The sequence below is a fragment of the Rhodococcus sp. 24CO genome, from assembly GCF_050586165.1.
In the GTDB taxonomy this organism is placed as follows: domain Bacteria; phylum Actinomycetota; class Actinomycetes; order Mycobacteriales; family Mycobacteriaceae; genus Rhodococcus_F.
On the sequence record NZ_JAZFNF010000007.1, the window covers coordinates 344,225 to 366,564 of the forward strand.

The 22,340-nt window shown below is 63.6% G+C and carries 21 protein-coding genes; 8 read left to right on the forward strand and 13 right to left on the reverse strand.

Going from position 1 to position 22,340, the window contains the following annotated elements; all coding sequences use genetic code 11:
* The first annotated feature begins 83 nt into the window (after positions 1-83).
* Together V2B23_RS19405 and V2B23_RS19410 are read left to right on the forward strand one after the other, a co-directional pair.
* The gene (locus V2B23_RS19405) at positions 84-1,544 is read left to right on the forward strand and encodes an LCP family protein (protein ID WP_430951968.1); all 1,461 of its coding nucleotides are present in this window, start codon (positions 84-86) and stop codon (positions 1,542-1,544) included.
* A gap of 67 nt (positions 1,545-1,611) precedes the next feature.
* A complete protein-coding gene (locus tag V2B23_RS19410; RefSeq protein ID WP_430951830.1) occupies positions 1,612-2,325 on the forward strand; it encodes a TIGR03089 family protein in 714 nt (237 codons plus the stop codon).
* Between the two features lie 19 nt (positions 2,326-2,344).
* Here the strand turns inward: V2B23_RS19410 and V2B23_RS19415 are convergent, their stop codons facing one another.
* From V2B23_RS19415 to V2B23_RS19445, 7 genes are all read right to left on the reverse strand, one after another.
* Complete coding sequence (locus tag V2B23_RS19415; protein WP_430951831.1) at positions 2,345-4,792, reverse strand: ABC transporter permease; 2,448 nt, start codon at positions 4,790-4,792, stop codon at positions 2,345-2,347.
* On the reverse strand, positions 4,789-5,649 hold the full coding sequence (locus V2B23_RS19420) for an ABC transporter ATP-binding protein (protein WP_430951832.1): 861 nt from the start codon (positions 5,647-5,649) through the stop codon (positions 4,789-4,791). The genes V2B23_RS19415 and V2B23_RS19420 overlap by 4 nt, the downstream gene beginning before the upstream one ends.
* 129 nt (positions 5,650-5,778) lie before the next feature.
* Positions 5,779-6,471: a response regulator gene (locus V2B23_RS19425; protein ID WP_430951833.1), complete on the reverse strand. Its 693-nt coding sequence runs from the start codon at positions 6,469-6,471 to the stop codon at positions 5,779-5,781.
* A 10-nt stretch (positions 6,472-6,481) separates the two neighbouring features.
* A complete protein-coding gene (locus V2B23_RS19430; RefSeq protein ID WP_430951834.1) occupies positions 6,482-7,663 on the reverse strand; it encodes a sensor histidine kinase in 1,182 nt (393 codons plus the stop codon).
* A 20-nt stretch (positions 7,664-7,683) separates the two neighbouring features.
* Positions 7,684-8,067 carry a hypothetical protein gene (locus tag V2B23_RS19435; protein WP_430951835.1) on the reverse strand — a complete coding sequence of 128 codons (384 nt, stop codon included), beginning with the start codon at positions 8,065-8,067 and terminating at the stop codon, positions 7,684-7,686.
* A gap of 24 nt (positions 8,068-8,091) precedes the next feature.
* Positions 8,092-8,610: a 5-(carboxyamino)imidazole ribonucleotide mutase gene (gene purE, locus V2B23_RS19440; protein WP_045070614.1), complete on the reverse strand. Its 519-nt coding sequence runs from the start codon at positions 8,608-8,610 to the stop codon at positions 8,092-8,094.
* Entirely contained in the window at positions 8,594-9,862 is a 1,269-nt protein-coding gene (locus V2B23_RS19445) for a 5-(carboxyamino)imidazole ribonucleotide synthase (protein ID WP_430951836.1), read from the reverse strand. The genes purE and V2B23_RS19445 overlap by 17 nt, the downstream gene beginning before the upstream one ends.
* Before the next feature lie 139 nt (positions 9,863-10,001).
* On the opposite strand from V2B23_RS19445, the gene V2B23_RS19450 reads away from it, so the two are divergent.
* Positions 10,002-10,535, forward strand: coding sequence for a GtrA family protein (locus V2B23_RS19450; RefSeq protein WP_430951837.1), 534 nt, complete (start codon positions 10,002-10,004; stop codon positions 10,533-10,535).
* Between the two features lie 27 nt (positions 10,536-10,562).
* Here V2B23_RS19450 and V2B23_RS19455 read toward each other — a convergent pair whose 3' ends face one another.
* From V2B23_RS19455 to V2B23_RS19475, 5 genes are all read right to left on the reverse strand, one after another.
* On the reverse strand, positions 10,563-11,870 hold the full coding sequence (locus V2B23_RS19455) for a sensor histidine kinase (protein WP_430951838.1): 1,308 nt from the start codon (positions 11,868-11,870) through the stop codon (positions 10,563-10,565).
* Between the two features lie 8 nt (positions 11,871-11,878).
* Positions 11,879-12,559, reverse strand: coding sequence for a response regulator transcription factor (locus tag V2B23_RS19460; protein WP_033231510.1), 681 nt, complete (start codon positions 12,557-12,559; stop codon positions 11,879-11,881).
* Between the two features lie 37 nt (positions 12,560-12,596).
* Positions 12,597-13,151, reverse strand: coding sequence for a PH domain-containing protein (locus V2B23_RS19465; RefSeq protein ID WP_430951839.1), 555 nt, complete (start codon positions 13,149-13,151; stop codon positions 12,597-12,599).
* Positions 13,152-13,217: 66 nt separating this feature from the next.
* Positions 13,218-13,793 (reverse strand): HdeD family acid-resistance protein, encoded by a 576-nt coding sequence (locus V2B23_RS19470; RefSeq protein WP_430951840.1) that lies wholly within the window; start codon positions 13,791-13,793, stop codon positions 13,218-13,220.
* A 52-nt stretch (positions 13,794-13,845) separates the two neighbouring features.
* A complete protein-coding gene (locus tag V2B23_RS19475; protein ID WP_430951841.1) occupies positions 13,846-14,700 on the reverse strand; it encodes a biotin--[acetyl-CoA-carboxylase] ligase in 855 nt (284 codons plus the stop codon).
* Between the two features lie 116 nt (positions 14,701-14,816).
* On the opposite strand from V2B23_RS19475, the gene V2B23_RS19480 reads away from it, so the two are divergent.
* The 3 genes from V2B23_RS19480 to V2B23_RS19490 are packed head-to-tail and all read left to right on the forward strand — an operon-like array spanning position 14,817 to position 17,471.
* A complete protein-coding gene (locus V2B23_RS19480) occupies positions 14,817-16,457 on the forward strand; it encodes an acyl-CoA carboxylase subunit beta (RefSeq protein WP_033231222.1) in 1,641 nt (546 codons plus the stop codon).
* The gene (locus V2B23_RS19485) at positions 16,454-16,792 is read left to right on the forward strand and encodes an acyl-CoA carboxylase epsilon subunit (RefSeq protein ID WP_430951842.1); all 339 of its coding nucleotides are present in this window, start codon (positions 16,454-16,456) and stop codon (positions 16,790-16,792) included. The genes V2B23_RS19480 and V2B23_RS19485 overlap by 4 nt, the downstream gene beginning before the upstream one ends.
* A gap of 37 nt (positions 16,793-16,829) precedes the next feature.
* Positions 16,830-17,471: a Maf family protein gene (locus V2B23_RS19490; protein ID WP_430951843.1), complete on the forward strand. Its 642-nt coding sequence runs from the start codon at positions 16,830-16,832 to the stop codon at positions 17,469-17,471.
* Here V2B23_RS19490 and V2B23_RS19495 read toward each other — a convergent pair.
* Positions 17,456-19,168, reverse strand: coding sequence for a DHA2 family efflux MFS transporter permease subunit (locus V2B23_RS19495; RefSeq protein ID WP_430951844.1), 1,713 nt, complete (start codon positions 19,166-19,168; stop codon positions 17,456-17,458). The genes V2B23_RS19490 and V2B23_RS19495 overlap by 16 nt on opposite strands.
* 219 nt (positions 19,169-19,387) lie before the next feature.
* On the opposite strand from V2B23_RS19495, the gene V2B23_RS19500 reads away from it, so the two are divergent.
* Positions 19,388-20,869, forward strand: coding sequence for a condensation domain-containing protein (locus V2B23_RS19500; RefSeq protein WP_430951845.1), 1,482 nt, complete (start codon positions 19,388-19,390; stop codon positions 20,867-20,869).
* Positions 20,869-22,332: a condensation domain-containing protein gene (locus tag V2B23_RS19505; protein ID WP_430951846.1), complete on the forward strand. Its 1,464-nt coding sequence runs from the start codon at positions 20,869-20,871 to the stop codon at positions 22,330-22,332. Before V2B23_RS19500 ends, V2B23_RS19505 begins: the two co-directional genes overlap by 1 nt.
* Positions 22,333-22,340: the final 8 nt, after the last annotated feature.

Below are 22,340 nucleotides of genomic sequence, written 5' to 3' on the forward strand. Positions count from 1 at the left end.
GGGTGTCACACCAGCAACCACAACGCCGCGTGCGTCCGCAGCCTGCGCCGAGTCGAGCGAAGACCAGCCCAGGCCGGATCGCCATCGCCGTTGCCTCGGTCCTGGTGTTACTGGTTACCGGCTTTGCGTGGCGCGGGGTGGACTCACTGCGCAATTCCCTGGCCACCGCCAGCGGACTTGGCTTGGGCGGCGGCAAGGACGGCGCCATCGACATCCTCATGGTGGGAACCGACAGCCGAACGGATGCGCACGGAAATCCTCTGAGCCAAAGCGAGTTGGATTCGCTACGCGCCGGTGAAGAAGTTGCGTCCAACACCGACACGATCATCTTGATCCGCGTTCCCAACGACGGCAGTTCCGCCACCGCGATCTCCATTCCCCGCGACGCGTACGTCAACGTCCCCGGCATCGGCATGTCGAAGATCAACGGAGCCTTCGGAGCAACCAAGGAGACCGAGCGTCTGCGTCTGGTCAACAACGGAGCCAGCGAATCGGAGTCGGACCGCAAATCCACTGAAGCGGGCCGTGAAGCACTCATCGAATCCGTCGCGAACCTGACCGGAATCACTGTCGACCACTACGCCGAGGTCGGCCTGCTCGGATTTGTTCTGCTCACCAATGCTGTCGGCGGCGTCGACGTATGCCTCAACGCGGCCGTGAACGAGCCTCTCTCCGGCGCCAATTTTCCGGCCGGCAAACAGACTCTCGACGGATCGAACGCCCTCAGCTTCGTCCGGCAACGTCATGATCTCCCCCGCGGCGACCTCGACCGCATCGTGCGTCAGCAAGTCTTCATGGCCTCCCTCGTCAGCCAGGTTCTCAGCGCAAAAACACTCAGCGATCCCGGCAAACTCAGCTCGTTGACCAACGCCGTGTCACGCTCCGTCGTGATCGACGACGACTGGGACATCATCGAATTCGCGAAGCAACTGCAAAATCTGGCGGGCGGCAAGGTTCAGTTCGAAACCATCCCGGTGCTCGACATCAACGGAATGACCGACTACGGCGAGTCGATCGTCAAGGTCGATCCGAAAGAGGTGAAGAAGTACATCGCGAACCTCGTCGGCGCGGAGGTCGAGGAAGAAGAAACCACCTCGGCGGCGCCCACCGTCGATGCGTCGAAATTCACCGTCGACGTAGCTAACGCCAGCAATATCAGCGGACTCGCGAGCGGAGTCTCCGAGGCAATGAGCGCACTCGGCTACCGGGAAGGCGAAGTCGGAAACAACACCGGCGCAGACGTATCCGAGTCAACGGTCTTTGCGAAGTCCAAGGACGACGACGCAGCCCTTGCCGTCGCCGAAGCGTTGGGCGGCTTGACCGTCAAAGCGGATTCGTCGTTGCCCTCGAACACCGTCCGGGTTGTTCTCGCCTCGGACTACTCCGGTCCGACGTCCGCCGATTCCGTGTCACCAACTGATTCCGGCTCGGCCTCAGCGTCCGGGACACCGGATTCTGCGAGCACAACCGAGACCAGTCCAACCCCTGCTCCCGCCGGACCACCGATCGACGCTGCATCCAGCGGACCGCGCTGTGTGAACTGAGCGGACCCCGCTGTGTGAACTGAGCGGACCCCGCTGTGTGAACTAGTGCTCTGCGTAAACTGAGCGGATGCCTTCCTCTGCCGACAATCTCACCGACGCACTCCTCGGACCGATCCTTGCGGCCGACCCTGCCGGACCACGGGTCACGTACTACGACGACGCGAGCGGCGAGCGTATCGAGTTGTCGGCAAGCACCCTGATGAATTGGGCTGCCAAGACCGCAAACATGGTGCGCGACGAGTTTGCTCTCGAGCCCGGAGCACAGGTGGTGGTGCTGCTACCGGCCCACTGGCAGAGCGTTGCCGTCCTACTCGGTGTGTGGTGGGCCGGGTGTGAGGTTGTCCTCTCCCCCGAGTCCGATGCCGAACTGGCTTTCGTGACGGCGGATCGACTCGATGACGTCGCCGATGTCCCCGAGGTCGCGGCACTGTCCCTCGATGCGTTCGGCAAGGGCCTGAGCGACCTGCCGATCGGGGTTGCCGACTACGCGACGTCCATCCGAGTGCATGGCGATCAGTTCCGCGCCGCCGGCGCCGGAGCTGCCCTGGAAGGCCGATCGGTTGCGGAAACCGTGCGCGCGGCAACGGAATCCGCCGCCGCCCGCGAACTCGCGTCTTCGGATCGTGTGATGTCCAGCGCGTCGTGGGATTCGGCGCAAGAACTGATCGACGGACTGCTGTCTGTGCTGGCCGCCGGCGCGTCGCTCGTGCAGGTAGCCCACCCGGACGCGGATGCTACCGCGCGCCGAGTGGGCACCGAAAAGGTTACGAAGCAGATCTGATCGCACTTGACCAGGAGTCTCAACTCGACAGTGCTGTGACGGGTGAGACCATCCCGGCCCGCCGAGCAGGCAGGAGTGAGGCGACCACTCCTGCAACGCCACCGATCAAGGTGATGGCCACCAACTGCGCCCAGGGCACGGCGCCGAGCGACACGTCGCCAAGTCCGAAAACAGACGCCGTTCCCGCGACTCCGAACACCAGGCCGAAGACAACACCGATCACCGACGCGACTCCTGCGACCAACAGCGCTTCCCAGATCAGCATCGCTCGAATTCCCTTCCTGGTCAGTCCGAGTGCACGCAGCAGTCCGGATTCGCGGCGCCGCTCGAGAACGGAGAGCGCCAGGGTGTTCCCGACGCCGATCAGCGCGATCAGGATGGCAACCGATAGTAGGCCCGCGACCACCATGAGCATGGTGTCGAGGATCGAATCGATCGCCGAACGCATCTCGGTCATCCCTTGAACGTCGCTACCCGGCGCGATCTGCCGCGCGAGTTCGGTGATGCGGTCGGTGACGGCGAGCGCCTCTTCGTCGGTGGAGGTGCCCAGTCTGACCCAGTAACCGTCGATGGTCGGGGTGGACGCCGCCGCTAGGTCTGCTCGATCCACCAGTGCGGGTTGCCCTTTCACGCCCTCGATCACACTCACGGTGAATGGTCCACGGTCTCCGCGCACAGTGACGGTGTCGCCGGCAGCGAGTCCGTAGTCGGTCAACTCGGCCGGCGAAAGCACGAGTTGACCTGGCGCCGGAACTGAAATATCGGTACGCAGAACGTCTTTCACCTGCGCCGCGTCCACCCCGTACCCCTGCAGAGGCCCGTGCCCGTCGAGCATCAGATCTGCATTCACCAGGCCGCTGACGCCGTGGACTCCCGCTATCGCGCGGATGTCGGTGCCCAGAGCCTCCGGCAACGGCGCGGACCCGGAACTGTTCACCATGACATCGACCGGAAACTGGTTGTCCATCGCCACCGGCGCCGCGTCTTTCACCGTGGCGATACCCACCGCCATGGTGCTCGTCAATGCCACTCCGATCAGCAAAGCCAGTGCTGTCGCAGAGGTTCGACGCGGATTCCGGCCGGCGTTGCCCGCTGCGAGTTCGCCCACCGAGCCGATCATCCGCCCGAGGACGCCGCCGGCCGCTGTGATCAACGCAGGCACGATCCGACCTGCCAGGGCCGCGATGCCGACAAACGAGAGCAAGCCGCCGACTGTTGCCACCATCACTTGCTGTCCGATCACACCCAGCACTGTCGCCGCGATGCCGCTGAGTAGCGCCACGATGCCGAAGGCAACCCGAATCACCGAAGCTGCCACGTGTTCGGGCTTCGACTCCATCGGTACCAGCGCCGCCAAGGGCGACAACCGGGTTGCCGCACGGCCGGGCGCCGACGCCGCAACCATCGTCATCACAATTCCGACCACCAGTCCGACCAACAGAGTCACCGGTGTGACGGTCAGAGTCGACAGCGGCACCGGTACGTCCGCGGCAGTGGCCACCGCACCGATCGTGGCCGCCAATCCGATGCCCAGTCCCACTCCGAGTATCGATGCGATCACTCCAACTGCGGCTGCCTCGGTCCGAATGCTGCGACGAACCTGCGTAGCGGTCGCGCCCACACACCGCAGCAACGCGAGTTCCTGCGTTCGGGCAGCCAGCAGGACCGCAAACGTGTTTGCAATGACCAGTGCCGCAACGACTACCGCAACCGCGCCGAAGGCCAGCAGGACAGTGCTGAGAATGTCCGTGCCGCCAAGGTACTGGGCCGCGGCGGCGTCAGTGGCGGATTCCGCGCTGACAACGGTCGACCCTGCCGGCAGCGCGTGCGCCACCCGCTCCACAAGTTGGTCAGGCGTCACCGAACCGTCGCCGACGATGCGGAACTCGCGGGTGGCGGAGTCCCCCGCCCACGTCGCCGCCTGCTCCGGTGTGGCAAACACCTTGGTGCCGCCGAGTCGTTGCGCCGACCCACTCAGATCGACAAACCCGACAACTCGGGCACTCGGATCTGCTGCGCCATCCCCCGAATTCGCCGCAGTCACGATGATGTCCACGCCGAGGGGAATTCCCGAATCAGCGCTCACGAGAACCTGCCCCAGCGAGGTAGGCCACTCTCCTTGACTGAGACTCTGCCAACGCAGCTGCGGACTGTCGGACACCGACAGCACGTCACCGTAGGACACGCCCTGCTCCGCGGAATCGACCCGGACGTATCCCGCGACGTCCTCGGCCACTGCCGACACACCCGGCACGCCGCGCACCATCTCGAGGTTCACGTCCGGACCCGACGCGACCGCATCCGTCGTATTATATTGCACAGCAAGCGATGTCCGCACACTCGCGGTCACCGTCGAACTCAACGTCAACGTCGCGACGATGTACCCGACGGCGATCACCACGGCAAGAATCGACGCGACGTATCGGCCCGCATGTGCCCGGGCCTGAGCAAAAGCCAGTGCCCTCATCGGTAGACACCGATCGGTTGCGGGGCGTTGCGCGAACCGGCGTTGCTCGAACCGGCGTTGCTCGAACCGGCGTTGCTCGAACCGGCGTTGCTCGAACCAATGGGGGCGAGATCGTCTGCCCCGAGTCCGCGCATCGCGGCCATCACCGAATCAACGGTGGGGCCGGAGATCTCCCCGGCCGTACGACCGTCCGCAATCAGCACCACGCGGTCGGCATACGACGCCGCAACCGGATCATGGGTCACCATGACCACGGTCTGACCGCTCTCCCGGACAGCGGTGCGGAGCAAACCGAGAACCTCTGTGCCGGAGCGTGAATCCAGATTACCGGTGGGCTCGTCGGCAAAGATGACGTCCGGTTGTGGCAACAGTGCCCGCGCCACCGCAACGCGCTGCTGCTGCCCGCCTGACAGCTCGTGCGGAAGGTGGTCGAGTCGCTGGGACAGGCCGAGGGTTGTGACCACCTGGTCCATCCATGCCGGTTCGGGTTCACTGCCGGCCAACTTCATCGGAAGCACCATATTTGCGCGGGCCGTCAGCACTGGCAGCAAGTTGAATGCCTGAAATACGAAACCGATTCGCTCGCGGCGTAATTCGGTGAGTTCGGTGTCGCCGAGCTTGGTGATCTCGGTGTCTCCGAGGTAGACCTGCCCACCTGTCACCGTGTCGAGGCCTGCCAGGCAATGCATGAGCGTCGATTTGCCGGAGCCGGACGGACCCATGATCGCCGTGAACATTCCGCGGCCGAAATCCACGTCGATGCCGCCCAATGCGTGGACGGCGGTGTCGCCGCTGCCGTAGACCTTGGTGACACCGCGCGCCGTGATTGCAGGCGCGCTGTTCCTATGCTGATTCATGTCTACGACGCTATGGGAGCGTCGGGGGCGGGCGCGTCGGAGCGCGGACCGATTTCGAGTTCGCCGGCGTCCTCCCACAGGAGGACACCGGATCAGTCTTCAGCAGTACGACGTCCTGCAGTTCCAAGCTTACGAATCAGCACTCAACAGGTCAGCGCGGCGCACCAGTCCGATCTGGAACGCAAAGACAACTGCCTGCACCCGATCGCGGGATCGAGTTTTCGAAAGAACCCGTCCCACATGAGTTTTCACGGTGGTTTCCGAGACGTGGAACTTGGCCGCAATTTCCGAGTTCGACAGCCCGTAAGCCATGGCCTCGAGAACTTCGATCTCCCGCGGAGTGAGATCGCCGGGCAACGCCGCCTCAGGCGCGGAACCTTCGAGGAGTGGTCCGACATGCTGAAGCAGACGCCGCGTTGCCCGCGCCTCGATGACGGCGTCGCCGCGGTGCACCGTGCGAATGGCGTCGAGCAACTGCTCCGGCGGCACGTCCTTGAGCAGGAATCCACTGGCACCGGCCCTGATGGCCGACATCACGTACTCGTCGTTGTCGAACGTGGTGAGTACGACAACCTTTGGGGCATCCGCCGTGGTCAGCAGCCGCCGCGTTGCTTCGATCCCGTCCATATTCGGCATCTGGACGTCCATGAGCACAACATCCACCCGACGAGTTGCCAGCTGGTTCAGGCCCTGCTGCCCGTCGGACGCCTCGACTACCACTTCGAGGTCGGGTTGTGAGTCGATCACCATCCGGAAACCCGCTCGAACCAATTGCTGATCGTCGACAAGAGCCACTGCAATCGGAGTCACCGGGTTGTCCATGGATGACACCCTAGGTCCTCTCGTACGGCAGCACTGCATGCACGGCGTATCCGCCGCCTGCCTGGGGGCCGGCGGTAATCGTCCCGCCGTGCAACCGCGCGCGTTCCGACATCCCGATCAGGCCCTGTCCGCCGGGTGAGGATTCGACAAGTGCAGCACTACCGCCGCGTCCGTCGTCGGCGATCCGAAGTACGAGTTCGGTATCGGTCCAGGTGATCTCGACGCGCGCGTGGGCACCGGGTCCGGCGTGCTTGAGTACGTTCGTCAGCGATTCCTGCACGATCCGATACGCGGTCAGACCGGCACCGGCCGACAACTCGCGTGGTTCTCCCGTCACGGACGCGTTGACATCGAGTCCACTGCGGCGCAGGTCCCCGAGCAGAGCGTCGATATCACCGGCGCCGGGAATCACCGCAAAATCTCGCGGGCGATCTTCGCGGAGCACCGAGAGAAGCGCACGCATGTCGGTCAAAGCCGCCCGCCCCGTCGACGCGATGGTTTCCAACGCCTGAACCGCTGCCTGCGGATCCTTGGCTGCGCTGTATCGACCGCCGTCCGCCTGGGCAATCACCACGGTGAGCGAGTGGGCAACGATGTCGTGCATCTCGCGAGCGATCCGCGAACGCTCACTGATGGTGGCGATCTCGGCTTCCTGCGCTCGCTCGAGTTCGAGCAGTCGCGCGCGTTCGGTCAGACCTTCGAGTTGTTTGGTTCGCACCCGCCGCAGGTCACCGAATGCCCAGACCGCAAGCATGAAAATCATGAGGCCCACCGATTGAAACACTTGCGCGGAGAACGAAATACCGTCGTAGCCGAAGTATCGGAACTCCGCCGCGATCGACCCGAGCAAGGCGATCCCCAGTCCGGTGAAACTGCTCCACCGCGCGCCGTATGCGGCGAGGGCATACAGCGAGATGGGAACGGCTATCGCGGAGCCGAGCAGAGTGTTGCCGATTACCAGCACGTGCAGTACCGCGAAGCCGGCAATCAGCATGCCGGACAACTCAGGGCGGGACCGTCGCCACGCCAACGGGACACTCATGCCGAGCGAGACGATCACAGCCCAGACTCCGGCTGTGGCGGCGGTGACCAGGCTCATCAAGGCGACCGCGCAAGCCAGGGTGATGTCGATGCCGCGCGCGTGTTCCGTAGTCCAGCGCACAAATCGTTCACTAGTCGGAAAACGGGCCATGCCGCCCACAGTAGCGCTACTCAGACGCGATACCCGCCGTCTGCCAGCCCGGCTTCGATCTCGAACTTGTTTCGCACGCCCGGGTGGCGCAGTTCCTCGCGCAGGTACTTCGGTCCGAATGCCAGTCCGTGCCTGGCCCATTGGTCAGCGTGAATCGCCTCGTGACGCAGTACTGCCCGAGTAATATTCCGGCGGGTCAGATACACACCACCGAGAGTTGTTCCGCCGCGGGCAAATCCGCGCCGCATCCCGGAGGCGACGAAGATTCCGAACTCGTCGTCGAAGGTGATGCGCGCACCCAGCGCTCGGGCGTAGAGCAGCGCCACCCGCGTAACGAGTGCGGCCTGCGCGCTGCCCCGACTGGCTCGGATCAGGGGCAGGGGCAGGCCGCATCGTTCACGCATGAAAAATCCCAGCCGATCAGCTTCTCAGCCGAGCAGCTTTTCGCGCAGCGCCTTGTCCTTCTCGAGCACCATGGTCTCGAGGCTTTCCTGGAATGCCACCATGGCTGCCTGCAGCGCGGGGTCCGAAGCACCGAGGATTCGCGCGGCGAGCAGACCGGCATTGCGGGCTCCACCGATCGACACCGTGGCGACCGGAACACCGGCAGGCATCTGGACGATGGACAGCAGCGAGTCCATACCGTCGAGGTACTTCAGCGGAACCGGTACACCGATGACCGGCAACGGCGTTGCCGAGGCGACCATCCCGGGCAGGTGCGCTGCGCCGCCCGCGCCGGCGATGATGACCTTGATGCCACGGCCGGCAGCGTCCTTCGCGTAGTCGAGCATGCGCTGCGGTGTGCGGTGCGCCGAGACCACGCCGACCTCGAAGCGAATCCCGAACTCTGCGAGCGCTTCGGCTGCGGCTTCCATCGTCGGCCAATCGGAGTCGCTGCCCATGATCAGGCCGACCTGTGCGCTCATGCTCTCACTCACCGTGTACATCCCATCCGTCGGTCCATACTGCATACGAAAGCCAGTGCGCTGCCCGCTCAGCTCGTTCACGAACTGCGGCAACGTAATTCGGGTCGTCGATCGAGCCTGCCCCGCCCACGATGTTGACGTGGCCGATCTTGCGGTCCTTGCGCTCGCCCTTGCCGTACAGGTGAATCTTGGCGTCGGGCATCCGGGCGAAGAGGTGGTGGACACGCTCGTCCATGCTCATCTCGGGAGCTTCGGGAGCACCGAGAACATTGGCCATCACCGTGACCGGAGCAATCGGCGACGTATCGCCGAGCGGGTAGTCGAGAACGGCGCGCAAGTGCTGCTCGAACTGCGACGTCCGGGCACCGTCCATGGTCCAGTGACCCGAGTTGTGCGGGCGCATCGCCAATTCGTTGACTACGAGACGGCCGTCGGTCGTCTCGAACAGTTCCATGGCCATCGCACCGACAACCCCGAGCTCCGACGCGATGCGCAGCGCAAGCTGTTCCGCTTCTGCGGCCACGGCACCGGGCAGATCTGGAGCCGGCGCGATGACAACGGCGCACTGGCCGTTGCGCTGCACGGTCTCCACGACGGGCCACGACGCCCCCTGACCGAACGGTGACCGCGCCACCATCGCCGACAGTTCGCGGCGCATCGAGACCATTTCCTCGACGATCAGCGGAACACCCTTGTCCAACTGCTCGGTGACGATCGCCTCGGCTTCGTCGGAGTCGTCGGTGATCCACACACCGCGGCCGTCGTATCCGCCGCGTGTTGCCTTGATGACAACCGGCCAGCCGTGCTCGGCGCCGAAACGTACGACGTCCTCGGCCCACGTGACCTCGGCGTACGCGGGCACCGGTGCGCCCAGTTCGGCCAATTTACGACGCATCAGCAGTTTGTCCTGAGCGAAGATCAGTGCCTGCGGCGGCGGCTGCACGTTGACACCCTCGGCGACCAGCACCTCGAGATGTTCGGTCGGAACCTGCTCGTGATCGAACGTGAGCGCAGTGGATCCAACAGCGGCGCGGCGCAGCGCGTCCAAGTCGTCGTGGCTGCCGAGAACAACATCGGGGCTGACCTGCGCGGCCGGCTCGCCGGCCGTCCCGGACAGCACCCGGAGCGTCTGGCCGAGGGCAACGGCTGCCTGGTGCGTCATGCGCGCGAGCTGTCCACCACCGATCATGGTGACGACAGGCATGGCCTTGTTCGCCGGTCGCGCGGTGGTCGGGCGGGGGGAAGACTGAACTGCGTCGTTATTGCCGGTCACGGCTCTCTATGTTGTCATGCGCCGGATGTCGACACGCGCTGGGGCGGGGGCTTCCGCTGACAGACCCTGTCTGTGATTCTGCTGATGATTTCCGAACAAAACCATGACGGCGTGGTTTTCTTTCGTAAACTCATCTGTTGTGTCATTTGTCGACGGGGTAATCGCCCGCATACCCCAGCCGTTTCGAGACATTGCCCTGCGCCACAGCGAGCTGATCAAGTTCGCAATCGTCGGCGGAACCACCTTCCTGATCGACTCGGGCATCTTCTACACACTCAAGCTCTCAATCCTCGAATCCAAGCCGATCACGGCCAAGATCATCGCCGGCGTCATAGCGGTGATCGCGTCGTACATCCTCAACCGTGAGTGGTCGTTCAAGAATCGAGGCGGACGCGAACCTGCCCACGAGGCAGCGCTGTTCTTCTTCATCAGCGCGATCGGCGTGGTGATCAGCTTCATTCCGTTGTACATCTCCAGTTACGTCTTCAACCTGCGCGTTCCCGAAGTCAGCTTGACGACGGAGAATATCGCCGACTTCATCAGCGCCTATGTCATCGGCAATCTCCTGCAGATGGTGTTCCGCTTCTGGTCGTTCCGTAAATTCGTGTTCCCGGAAGAGAACGCCGAGATTGTCAGCGATGACCGCACCGAAGAAGAACTCGACCAAGCCTGAGAGACTCAGCGAGGTCCACGCTTCGCGTCAGCGGGGTTCACGCAGCGTGCCGACGTCCACCGGCTTTTCGGACGCCACCGGCAGGAACACCGCAAACAGTGCCGGCGTTCGACGTTGTAGCTCGAGCCGACCGCCGTCCGCTTCGATCAACGCCCGCGCGAGCGCCAATCCGACGCCGGTCGACCCTGCCCCGGAGAAGCCTCGATCGAAAATGTGCGGAGCGAGGTTGTTGTCCACCCCGCCGCCTTCGTCGGTCACCTCGATACAGACCATCGCTTCGCGCCTGGGAGCTCCGTCGATCAATCGAACGGATACCGTGCAGGTTCCATCGCCGTGGGCAAAAGCATTGTCGACCAGAACGGATACGGCTTCGCGCAGGCGAGAGCCCGTTGTCGACGCTGTCACGCCGCGGTCACCGGTCAACCGGAGCGCTCGTCCGGCATCCTCGAACTGCGGCCGCCAATCCCCGCAGACGCCTTCGAGTTCGCTGACCACCGAGACTGTTGTGGCTGCGGAACCGCTGCTGCGCGAGGACCGCACCAACTCGTCGATTCCCTCCGTCAGCCGATCCACCTGGGCCATGGCTTCTTCAGCTTCGTGAACGACATCAGGGTCGCTGTGCACCGACAACTCGTCCAGCCGCAGCCGCACTGCGGTGAGTCGGCTACGCAGTTGGTGCGAGACGTCCGCGACCAGCGCTCGCTCTCGCTGCAGTCGGCCGGCAATCTCGACAGTCGCTGCATCGAGGACATCGGACACGCGGTCGAGTTCGGGAATGTCGTGACGTCGTGGGTCCGGTCGGAAATCACCTTCGGCCAACCTCGCCGCCCGTTCGGCGACGTCCTGCAGGGGGCCGGCCAGGCGACGTGCCGTGACCACCGCGACGACGGCTCCGGTGGTGACCGCAAGAAGGACCAAAACCCCCACCGCCCCCACTGCCTGCTTCTGCTGCGTCCGCAATCTCTCCGACGGCACTTCGAGGCGCAGTGACCCGGACGATCCCATCGCCAACGACTCGACCAGCGGATTTTTCACTACCGCCTCGCCGATGTCGACGCGAGCGGCCCCGTCCGAGGTTGTCGGATACACGACCACCAATCGAGCGTCGTTGGGGGTGAGCAATCGGAGTGCGTCGGTGTTGAGGATTCCGTCGACAACGCCGTTGGAGCCTTCCTGGGCGATCACCTCGGTGGCCATGCGATCGAGCCGTACCCGTAAATCGTTGCGGCTCACGTCTTCGACCCACAACCAAGCCGTGTAGATGAGCGGAACACCGAGCAACAACGCGGTGAGGATGACGACCCCGAGAATCGACTGAAGAATGCGCCGACGCATCGAGCGAACTAGTCCGTGTTGATGCGGAAGCCGACGCCGCGCACAGTGGCAATTCGACGTTCGACAGCAGGACCCTCGTCGCCGATCTTCCGGCGCAGCCAGGACATGTGCATGTCCAAGGTCTTCGAGCCGCGTAGCTCGACGTCGCCCCAGACCTCACGCAGGATCGCGTCGCGGGAGACGACTTCGCCCGCGTGTTCGAGGAGCACCCGCAGAAGTTCGTATTCCTTGTTCGCCAAGGCGATCTCGGAGCCGTTGACCAGGACACGCCGCGCCGCCGGCTCGAGCCGGATACCGCCGACCTCGACGATGCTGTCCTCACGACTGCCGTGTCGACGTAGGAGCGCGCGCACCCGGGCCATGAGTTCGGCCAACCGGAAGGGCTTGCCCACGTAATCGTCGGCGCCGGCGTCGAGACCGACGACAAAATCGACCTCGTCGGTACGGGCGGTCAGCATCAGCACGGCCAACGTCGTCCGATGAGCGCGAATCTGTCGGCACACCTCGAGCCCGTCCATACCGGGCAGCCCCAAATCGAGGATCAGCAGATCGAAGTCACCTTCGAGCGCCTGCTGCAATGCGGCAGGACCGGTCTGTTCCACTGTGACCGTGTACCCCTCCCGCCCCAATGCTCGGGCAAGTGGTGCGGCAATGGCCTCGTCGTCTTCGGCTAGCAATACGGCAGTCACAGGGACAGCGTACGGACAGCGAGCCTTTGCGCGGTGATTACCAAGCGTTTCCGTCATCTTCGCCCTGATCCTCGGGGCGGTTTCGCTCGTGCTGTTGCTGCGTGGAATCGAAAACCTGGTGATAGAGCAGCGAGTGCACGTGCTCCACGTCCGGGATGTCGTCGAATTCGAGCGGATCGTCACTGGCCGACGCGATCACGAGCGTGCCGGTCTTGAGAAGCCGGTCGACGGGGCCGTGCCGGAACTGGACGTTGCTGATCCGGCCCATCGGGATGTCGATTCCGGTGTGGGTCAACACACCTTGCCGAATCAGGACCCGTCGATCGGTGACGATGAAATGCGTGAACTTCCAGACCGTGAACGGCGCCACCGATCGCCAGGCGACAACGCCGAGCCAGACGACGCCGATCACGATCGACAGCACGGTGCGCGCTGTCCCGTCGACCTGATTCTGTGTCACGCCGAGTAAGAACCCTGCCACGGCCGTCGCCAGGACAAACGTGAGCGCTGGAATCACCAGCATCTTCCAGTGTGGATGCCGATGCAGGATCAGTTCCTCGTCCTGGGCGAGCGCATCTTCCGGATATCCCATGACGGGAAGTGTGCCATCTACCCCGGACAGGTTAAGGCTGGGCGAGCTTGCGCAGCCCTGATCTGATCAGTTCTGGGCGAGCTTGCGCAACACGAACGGCGTGATGACGATGACGATGCCGTACAGCACCATCCAGACACCGACGACGATGCGGAAGACCTCGAGAGACAACTCGGGCTGCAGCAGCACAACCGCGCCGGCCACGATGCTGATGACACCGAGCACGATCGACAGGCCACGATCCGCCGTGCCACCGGACGCCGCGGCGATGATGTCGAGTACACCGCGGAACACCCACCAGGCACCGATCACCAAGGCGATCAGCACAACGGTCTGCAGCGGACTACGCAGGACGAGGAATCCGAGCAGCACTGCCAGCGCGCCCGAGATCGCGACGAGCGTGCGAGTGCCGCCGCTCGCGGTGACGTCGGCGAAGGAACGGATGATCTGCACGATGCCGAACGCGAACAGCTGGATGGCGATCACTACCGCGACGACAAACAGTGTGGCGTTTGGCCACACGAGAACTGCGATACCGAGGCCGAGCGTCAGGAGGCCGAGCAGCACAGTCATGCCGGTCAGCACGCGCCGGGCGCTTTCTGCCATTTCTGATTCGGTCGGAAGCACGATCGGTGTGGTCATGACCGAAAAATAGCACCCGATCGACCAAAAACGGACACGACTCGCTGTTTTTCTAGTCCGTGATCGGCGCCGCCCGCAAATGCGTGATGTCACCTGCGGCAACGGCAAATGTCTCGCCGCCACTTCCCTCGATCTCGATGACTACGCGACCGGATGTGTCGATGTCCGTCGCTGTGCCGAAAACTTCCTTGTCTCCGGGCAGGACCGCACGCACCCGCTTGCCGAGAGTTCCGCAGCGCTCGCGGTATTCGGCTGCCAGTACCGCGGTGTCCCACCCCGAGTTCTCCCAGTCACGGAACTGTCGCGCCAGTTCCCGGGCCAGCGCCCGCACCAACGTGTCCCGGTCGACGGTTTCCGCGTTTTCGAGAAGGAGCGACGTGGCCGTCGGCACCGGCAGTTCCTCGGCGCCCAGACTGACGTTCAATCCGATTCCGACGACCACCGCGGGTTCCGGGGTGGTCCGCGCGACCTCGGCGAGAATGCCGGCCACTTTCTTGTCTCCGATCAGAACGTCGTTGGGCCACTTCAGTTCTGCGGGCACCTCGGCCACCGTGCGCAATGCGTCGACGACGGCGATACCGGTGAGCAGCGGCAGCCACCCCATGTCGGCGAGGTTCAGTCCGGGCATCCCCAGCAGAACCGACATCGATATCTGGGCCTGCGCGGGGCTGACCCACGTGCGCGCGTGTCGCCCGCGCGCGCTTTCCTGATGTTCTGCGAGCAGCACATGACGATCAGCGCCCGGATCCGACGCGCGTGCCAAGAGGTCCGCGTTGGTCGACCCGGTGCGCTCGACGACGTCGAGCCGGTTCCAGAACGCTCGTGCATCGCTGTTGCCGTCGCTGCGCACGAGTGCGCGTCGCAACGCCGCTTGATCGAGGGGTGGTCGGTTCAGATCAGTCCACATAGTCCCAGCCTAAAGCGACGTGCAAAATGTACTGGTCAGTAGCTTAGGCGGGCGAAACCGCAACAAACGGACCTGCCTTCGAACCGGCCCGAGCAGCCTCGTTAAGCTCACGACTCATGACCACTGTCCAAGAGCCCAACGCGCCGGAGGCGGCGACCGCACCCGATATCCATACGACCGCGGGAAAGCTCGCGGATCTGCGGATCCGGCAAGCGCAGGCGCAAGCCCCGAGTGGCGAAGCCGCCATCGACAAAGTTCACGCCAAAGGCAAGCTGACCGCCCGTGAGCGCATCACCGCCCTCCTCGACGAGGGTTCGTTCGTCGAACTCGACGCCCTCGCCCGTCACCGCTCGGTGAACTTCGGCCTGGCCGAGAACCGTCCCGTCGGCGACGGCGTCGTCACCGGTTACGGCACCATCGACGGCCGCGACGTCTGTGTCTTCAGCCAGGACGCCACCGTCTTCGGTGGATCGCTCGGCGAAATCTACGGTGAGAAGATCGTCAAGGTCATGGACCTCGCGATCCGCACCGGCCGCCCGCTGGTCGGCATCAACGAAGGCGCCGGAGCCCGCATCCAGGAAGGCGTCGTCTCACTCGGCCTGTACGGCGAGATCTTCCACCGCAACGTCCAGGCGTCCGGCGTCATCCCGCAGATCTCTCTGATCATGGGCCCCGCTGCCGGTGGCCACGTGTACTCCCCCGCACTGACGGACTTCGTCGTGATGGTCGACGAGACCTCGCAGATGTTCGTCACCGGCCCCGACGTCATCAAGACCGTCACCGGCGAAGACGTCACCATGGAAGACCTGGGCGGCGCACGCACCCACATGGTCAAGTCCGGTGTCGCGCACTACGTCGCATCCGGCGAGCAGGACGCCCTCGACTACGTCAAGGACCTGCTGAGCTACCTGCCCAGCAACAACCAGGCAGCAGCACCGCGCGGCGAGATCACCGATCCGATCGTCGGATCCATCGAGGAGAGCCTCACCGCCGAGGACATCGAACTCGACACCCTGATCCCGGATTCGGCGAACCAGCCGTACGACATGCACGAGGTCATCCGTCGCATCCTCGACGACGACGAGTTCCTCGAGGTCCAGGCCGAGCGCGCGATGAACATCATCGTCGGCTTCGGTCGCGTCGACGGCCGCAGCGTCGGCATTGTCGCCAACCAGCCGATGCAGTTCGCCGGTTGCCTCGACATCGACGCATCCGAGAAGGCTGCGCGCTTCGTCCGCACCTGCGATGCGTTCAACGTCCCTATCATCACGCTCGTCGACGTTCCCGGCTTCCTCCCGGGCACCGAGCAGGAATACAACGGCATCATCCGCCGCGGCGCGAAGTTGCTGTACGCGTACGGCGAGGCCACTGTGGGCAAGATCACCGTCATCACCCGCAAGGCGTACGGCGGAGCGTACGACGTCATGGGCTCCAAGCACATGGGCGCCGACCTCAACCTGGCTTGGCCGACCGCACAAATCGCCGTCATGGGCGCATCGGGAGCCGTCGGATTCGTCTACCGCAAGCAGCTTCTCGAAGCCGCGAAGAACGGCGACGACGTCGACGCATTGCGCCTCAAGCTGCAGAACGAGTACGAGGACACCCTCGTCAACCCGTACGTGGCGGCCGAGCGTGGATACGTCGACGCAGTCATCCCGCCGTCACACACCCGCGGTCAGATCGTTGCCGCTCTGCGTCTGCTCGAGCGCAAGTCCGTTTCCCTTCCGCCCAAGAAGCATGGGAACATTCCCCTATGACCACAATTACCGAGGACATCACGACGGAAGAGGTCACAGTTGTGGCGACTTTGCCCGTCAACGGTGCCGATGTCGACGGCGCCGTCGCTGACACCGCGGTGACCGAAAAGGCCGAAACCCCGGTTTCGGATGCGTCGGTCATCAAGATCGTCAAGGGTTCGCCCACCGACGTCGAGATTGCCGCGCTGGTCAGCGTCCTTGCCGCTGCATCGGGTGGTTCGGCTCCGGCCGAGTCGCTCCCGAGCGAAACGTGGGGAGATCCGACGCAGTTCCATCGCACGCGTGCGCCGTTCTCGCCGTACTCGTACCTGAACCCGTTCGGACGGCGTACCTGAACCCGTTCGGGTAGCGCGGCTGATCTAGCCTGCTTGTGTGACTCAACTAGTTCTGGCTTCGGCATCCCCGGCACGCCTCGCAGTTTTGCGGGCGGCCGGGGTTTTGCCTGTTGTACGTGTTTCCGGTGTCGACGAGGACAAGATCGCGGGTGAACTCGGACCGGATGCGGCCCCGCAGAAGGTTGTCACGGTGCTGGCCGAGGCAAAGGCCGCGGAGATCGTTCCCGGCCTGGCGGCGGACGGTTTGACCGATGTTGTTGTCGTCGGTTGTGATTCGATGCTTCTGATCGACGGTGAGCTGCACGGAAAACCGGGCAGTGTCGATATTGCGCGGCGTCGTTGGGCCGCGATGGCGGGCCGTAGTGCCACTCTGCTCACCGGTCATTGCGTGATGCGGGTGATCGAAGGTCAGATTGTGCGGGTCGCGTCCGATCACAGCGCCACGGTGGTGCATTTCGCGAATCCGTCCACCGAGGACCTCGAGGCGTACCTCGCCACGGGCGAACCCCTACAGGTTGCGGGCGCTTTCACGCTGGACAGCTTGGGCGGATGGTTCGTCGAGAAGATCGAGGGCGATCCGTCGAGCGTGATCGGCATCGGATTACCTTTGGTGCGAACCCTTTTGGAGCGCGTAGGTGTCTCGGTCTCCGACCTGTGGCGCACTCAGAGCAGTTTTTGATCTTCCAACTCAGTCTGATCTTCCAACACAAGAGTATTGACCTTCGGCAGACCCAGCGATGCAAGCGCAATCGCCAGCGCGATGACGGAAATGATTGTCAGCACGCTGCGCTGGGCCTGCAGGAAGGCTTCTCCTGCCGCTGATCTGGTGGACGCATACGCCGCCGAGACGGCCACCTGGGCGGGGCCACTCGCTGCCAGGGCGGAGCCTTTCGAACTGCATTCCGGCGCTACCGTCATCGGCGAGCCGGATTCGAGTTGGCTTGTCGCACAGTCGACAAAGGTCTTCTCGGCTATGTCGCGGATACCTTCGCTCACGCCCGCTGCCTCGAGGGTCGCGACGTAGTTTTCGCGCTCCCCCTGCACCGCTGCGGGCGCATTGCCGGCGACGAGCGAAAAGAACACAACTCCGATCAATGCCAGCCCGATCGAGCTGCCCACTTGCTGCACGGTGGGCAGCAAGCCTGACACGGAACCTGCGTGTTGCGGCCGCACGGAAGCAAGAATGGCCGTCTGCAACGGCGCCACGAACAGCCCTAGTCCGGCGCCGCCGATCAGCAGCGGCCCGGCCAGGGAAAGCCAGGACGGATCGGTCCCTACCTTCCCGAGAATGGTCGAGAGCGTCAGCAGTGATCCGGCAAAGACCACCATTCCCACGATGAGTACGCGATTGCCGAGCAGCCGGTAGACCGCCGACGAGAGCACCGCCGCCACGCCCATTCCCACTGCCCAGGGCAATGTCATGACGCCGGCACGAAGTGGGGAGAACCCGAATCCGAACTGCAGCGTCAGGCTGATCGTGAAGATCAACGACGTCAAAGTGCCGAAGAACACGAAGGCCAGGGCTGCGCCGACGGCAAATGCTCGGTCTCGAAAGAGTTCGAGTCGCAGAACGGGATCACCGCCGCGTTTTCCCAATCGATATTCGTAGAGGACAAACGCCACTGCGATCGGAACCGACGCCGCGATCATCACGACGAGCGGGGTGGGCCACCCGCGAGCGCGACCCTCGGCCAGGGGGAAGATGAGCAGGAAGAGCGCGACGGACGACAGCAGCGCGCCCACCAGATCGAGCGAACGTACAGAATTCGCCTTGGCGTCGGCGAGATGGAAGTAACCCACGATCAGTGCGGCGATGCCGATCGGGATATTGACGAAGAAAATCAGCCGCCAACCCCAGTCGAAGAGATTCCATTCGATCAGCAGTCCGCCGATCAGCGGGCCACTGACCGTTGCCAGACCGATGGTGGCTCCGTAGATCCCGAACACCCGTGGATGACGGGATTTGGGAAACAATCCTGAGATGATCGCAAACGTCTGCGCAGACATCGAGCCTGCCGCGAGACCCTGCAGACCACGACAGACGATAAGCATCGTGGCACTCTGCGCCAGTCCACAGAGCAGCGACGCGACCACGAACACCGACAATGCGGTCAGAAACACCGCCCGACGCCCCCACAGGTCGCCGAGACGCGCTGCCGTGATGAGGGAACAGGCAAATGCCAGGACGTACACGCTTACCATCAGCAGCTGCGCGGAGACGCCGGCGCCCAGATCGACGGCGATGCTGGGCAATGCCACGTTCACGATCGTTGCATCGAGCAGCTGCATGAATGCCGCGGCGAGGCTGGTCGCGAGGCCGAGCCACGGCGTCAGTGACGACGGGGCGGACGACCGATCACGGGTTGTGGGAAGCACCCGGCCACACTAGACGAGGTTGTTGCCACCCTGTCCGTCTGACGGCATTCTGGACACGTCACTATGGATGTGACCACAATGTCCGGTAGGTGTGGCTGTAATCATTATCGGTTTAGAAAAGGGAAGAACAGACAATCCGTTCTCCCAAATGCGATAGTTCATCGTCTGTCCAACTCCAGGACGGATCTTCTCTTACGACATGCGCAGGAGCCCTACTCGATGGATCTGAATCTGATCACCCATTGGCGTCCACAACCCGGAAGGGTGGTCGAATGGGGGGTCACGGACGCCTGCGCGGCGAGCGCTGCCGGAGCAGAGATCAATCGGGATCTACCTCCTACAACGATGCAGGACCGTCACTTCCGACGTGCGCGGATCGCTGCGGAGAAGGGCGATCCCCAGTCGCCGTGGATCGGCATCGCCTTCGATTTCGACGGCCCGCTCGACCGCGCGGCGATGACGCGTGCGCTGACGAAGTACGTCCGCCGGCACGACACCCTGCACAGTTGGTTCTCATTCGACGCTGCGATGGCCGATCCGAGCGACCCGAACTTCCCGGTGCGACGCCATGTGGTGCCGCCGGAGACCATCGATCTCACATACCGAGAAGGCCAGGAGCTGAGTGATCCGGAGGACGTCCGCGCTCTGGTCGAGCAAAAGTTTGCCACCGAGACCAGCGGATTGAGTTGGCCCGCGTTTGTCTTCGGCGCGGTGGAGCACCTCTCGCCCCAATCACCCGGCTTCACACTTTTCCATGCGATCGATCACGCGCACACCGACATGTATTCGATGGTGCTGACGTACGCGGAGCTGCGCGCACGCTACGCCGCCGAAACGACCGGAACCGACATCGACCTTCCGGCTGCGGGTAGTTACGCCCAGCTGGGTCGGGCCGAGCAGGATCTCGCCGCGACCTTGACCATGGAATCTCCCGAGGTTCACGAGTGGCTCGGCTATCTCATGCGCAGCGGTGGGTCGTTCCCGGGATTCGCCCTGCCGCTCGGTGCCGAGGACACTGCGAAACCCGCGATCGGATCGCGGTTCGAATTGGCCGACGATATCGAATGCGAGAAATTCGGGGCGGTCTGCAAGGAGAACGGATCGAATTTCATCGGTGGAATTTTCGCCGCGCTCGCCATCACCGAATTCGAATTGGCCGGCCGCGACAAGTTCATTGCGCTCTCGCCGGTCAGCACTCGATCCGAAGCCGACGCATTCTCACAAGGTTGGTACGTCAATCTCATTCCGGTCGGAATCGACATCGGGGAGCAACAGACGTTCACGCAACTGGCCGAGATCGGTCAGCAGGCGTATCACCGGGGCAAATCACTTCTGCACGTATCGGTGCAACAAGTGATCGACGTCGTGCTCGCGGCCATGGGTGACGCGGGAGCGTCAACCGGTATTACGAAGACGTTGACGCCGCCCCCCATCGTCTCCTACATCGACGGCCGCCGCACTCCGGGATCGGAAACCTACGTCGAGACCAATGCCACCGGCATCGTCGGCGGTAAGGAAACGCAGATCGCCTCGATGTGGATCAATCGGGTGCAGACCGGCACCTGGATGGCGATTTCCCATCCCGACACCCCGACCGCGCATGAGTCGGTCACCCGTTTCGCGAAGCACCTGGCGAATATCATCACAACTGTTGCCACACAAGGTGATTACTCGATTTCACGCGCGTCGGGCGTCGCCTGATGCACGTGACATCGATTGACCGATACGGCCTCGAACCCGGCGTCGTCACCGAATGGTCACTACAGCCGGCTGACGACGCAGTCACCGAATCCGCGATTCCGCCGTCCTACAATCAGCATTTCCACCTCGAGACGGCGCGCACCCATGGCGTCGGCCGAAGTGTCTGGATGGCAGCAGCTTTCGATCTTCCCGGCCAATTGAACCGTCCAGCACTGGATTTGGCTCTGCGCCTGTTCATCAGTCGCCACGACACGTTGCACACCGGCTTCGAGGTCGGTGAGTTCGGTGCGGTTCGGATGGATCTGGACCATGCGACCGCAACTATCGCCACGTCGGAACCGATGACGACGGCCACCACTGCGGAACTGCGCAGTCATCTCAAGAAGCGGTTCACCGAGGTCTGCGATCCCTTGACGTTCCCCGCGTACACCTTCGCGACCGTGGAGCGGGCCGAGCACTACACAGTCCTGAGCGCGTTCGACCACACCTTGGTGGACGGCTATTCACTGGTCATCGCACTCGGTGAGCTTCGTCAGATCTACGAAGGTTTGAACGCCCTCCCCACGCTTGACGACGCGAGTGCGGTTGCCGACGTCATGAGCCACCTGGGCGATCCGGGCAGCTTCGTGCGCTACTGCGAACTGGAAGCCGACGGGCTGGTTCCCATCGAGAACGACCCGCGCCTGCGAGAGTGGGAGCGGTTCTACGAGATCTGCGGCGGCACGTCGCCGAGTTTCCCCCTCGATCTCGGAGTCGAAGCCGGACATCCGGCGCCGCAGGGCGCGGACGTACGGGTTCTCCTCGATGCCGAACGGACAGCGGAATTCGACTCGATCTGCACCGCGGCAGGTGGCAGTGTCTTCACCGGAGTTCTCACGGCGATGGGAATGACGACGGAATCAACTACCGGGAGATCCACACTGCCACTGCAGTTTCCGTTGCACATCCGTAAGGATCCACGCTGGGCGGACGCAATCGGTTGGCTCACCACAAGCGCGCCGATCACCGTGCGGGTCACCCCGGACCGCGATTTCGGGGCGTCGCTGGCACATACGCACGCGTCGTTCCGGGTGGCACTGACACTCGAAGGTCTCACGATGGCACAGGTTCGTGATGCGTTGGGCGAGAAGATCCGTCGCACTCGCACCGATGTCTTCATGGTCTCGTACATCGACTACCGCAGGCTTCCCGGCACCGACGATCACGACGAACTCAACGCTCACCACATCAGCAATGTCACCGTGGCCGACGACGCGCAGTTCTGGATCTCACGGACAAACCGCGGCCTGTCCCTGCGATCGAGGTTCCCGGACACCGACGTAGCGAACGTCACGATGGTGAACTTCCTCACCGAACTGCACCGGGTTCTCCATGACATCTGCGAGCGCGGCGTGACGCCGATCGGAAGCCTGACCGAACAATTGAGGGATTCGGCGATCGGAGCAGGAACACCGCTGATCTAGCTCGATCC

Excerpts from the sequence above, each read along its gene's own strand:
- V2B23_RS19410 (WP_430951830.1), top strand. The coding sequence starts at position 1,612 with ATGCCTTCCTCTGCCGACAATCTCACCGACGCACTCCTCGGACCGATC.
- V2B23_RS19415 (WP_430951831.1), bottom strand. The coding sequence starts at position 4,792 with ATGAGGGCACTGGCTTTTGCTCAGGCCCGGGCACATGCGGGCCGATAC.
- V2B23_RS19420 (WP_430951832.1), bottom strand. The coding sequence starts at position 5,649 with ATGAATCAGCATAGGAACAGCGCGCCTGCAATCACGGCGCGCGGTGTC.
- V2B23_RS19425 (WP_430951833.1), bottom strand. The coding sequence starts at position 6,471 with ATGGACAACCCGGTGACTCCGATTGCAGTGGCTCTTGTCGACGATCAG.
- V2B23_RS19430 (WP_430951834.1), bottom strand. The coding sequence starts at position 7,663 with ATGGCCCGTTTTCCGACTAGTGAACGATTTGTGCGCTGGACTACGGAA.
- V2B23_RS19435 (WP_430951835.1), bottom strand. The coding sequence starts at position 8,067 with ATGCGTGAACGATGCGGCCTGCCCCTGCCCCTGATCCGAGCCAGTCGG.
- purE (WP_045070614.1), bottom strand. The coding sequence starts at position 8,610 with ATGTACACGGTGAGTGAGAGCATGAGCGCACAGGTCGGCCTGATCATG.
- V2B23_RS19455 (WP_430951838.1), bottom strand. The coding sequence starts at position 11,870 with ATGCGTCGGCGCATTCTTCAGTCGATTCTCGGGGTCGTCATCCTCACC.
- V2B23_RS19465 (WP_430951839.1), bottom strand. The coding sequence starts at position 13,151 with ATGGGATATCCGGAAGATGCGCTCGCCCAGGACGAGGAACTGATCCTG.
- V2B23_RS19470 (WP_430951840.1), bottom strand. The coding sequence starts at position 13,793 with ATGACCACACCGATCGTGCTTCCGACCGAATCAGAAATGGCAGAAAGC.
- V2B23_RS19475 (WP_430951841.1), bottom strand. The coding sequence starts at position 14,700 with ATGTGGACTGATCTGAACCGACCACCCCTCGATCAAGCGGCGTTGCGA.
- V2B23_RS19480 (WP_033231222.1), top strand. The coding sequence starts at position 14,817 with ATGACCACTGTCCAAGAGCCCAACGCGCCGGAGGCGGCGACCGCACCC.
- V2B23_RS19485 (WP_430951842.1), top strand. The coding sequence starts at position 16,454 with ATGACCACAATTACCGAGGACATCACGACGGAAGAGGTCACAGTTGTG.
- V2B23_RS19500 (WP_430951845.1), top strand. The coding sequence starts at position 19,388 with ATGGATCTGAATCTGATCACCCATTGGCGTCCACAACCCGGAAGGGTG.
- V2B23_RS19505 (WP_430951846.1), top strand. The coding sequence starts at position 20,869 with ATGCACGTGACATCGATTGACCGATACGGCCTCGAACCCGGCGTCGTC.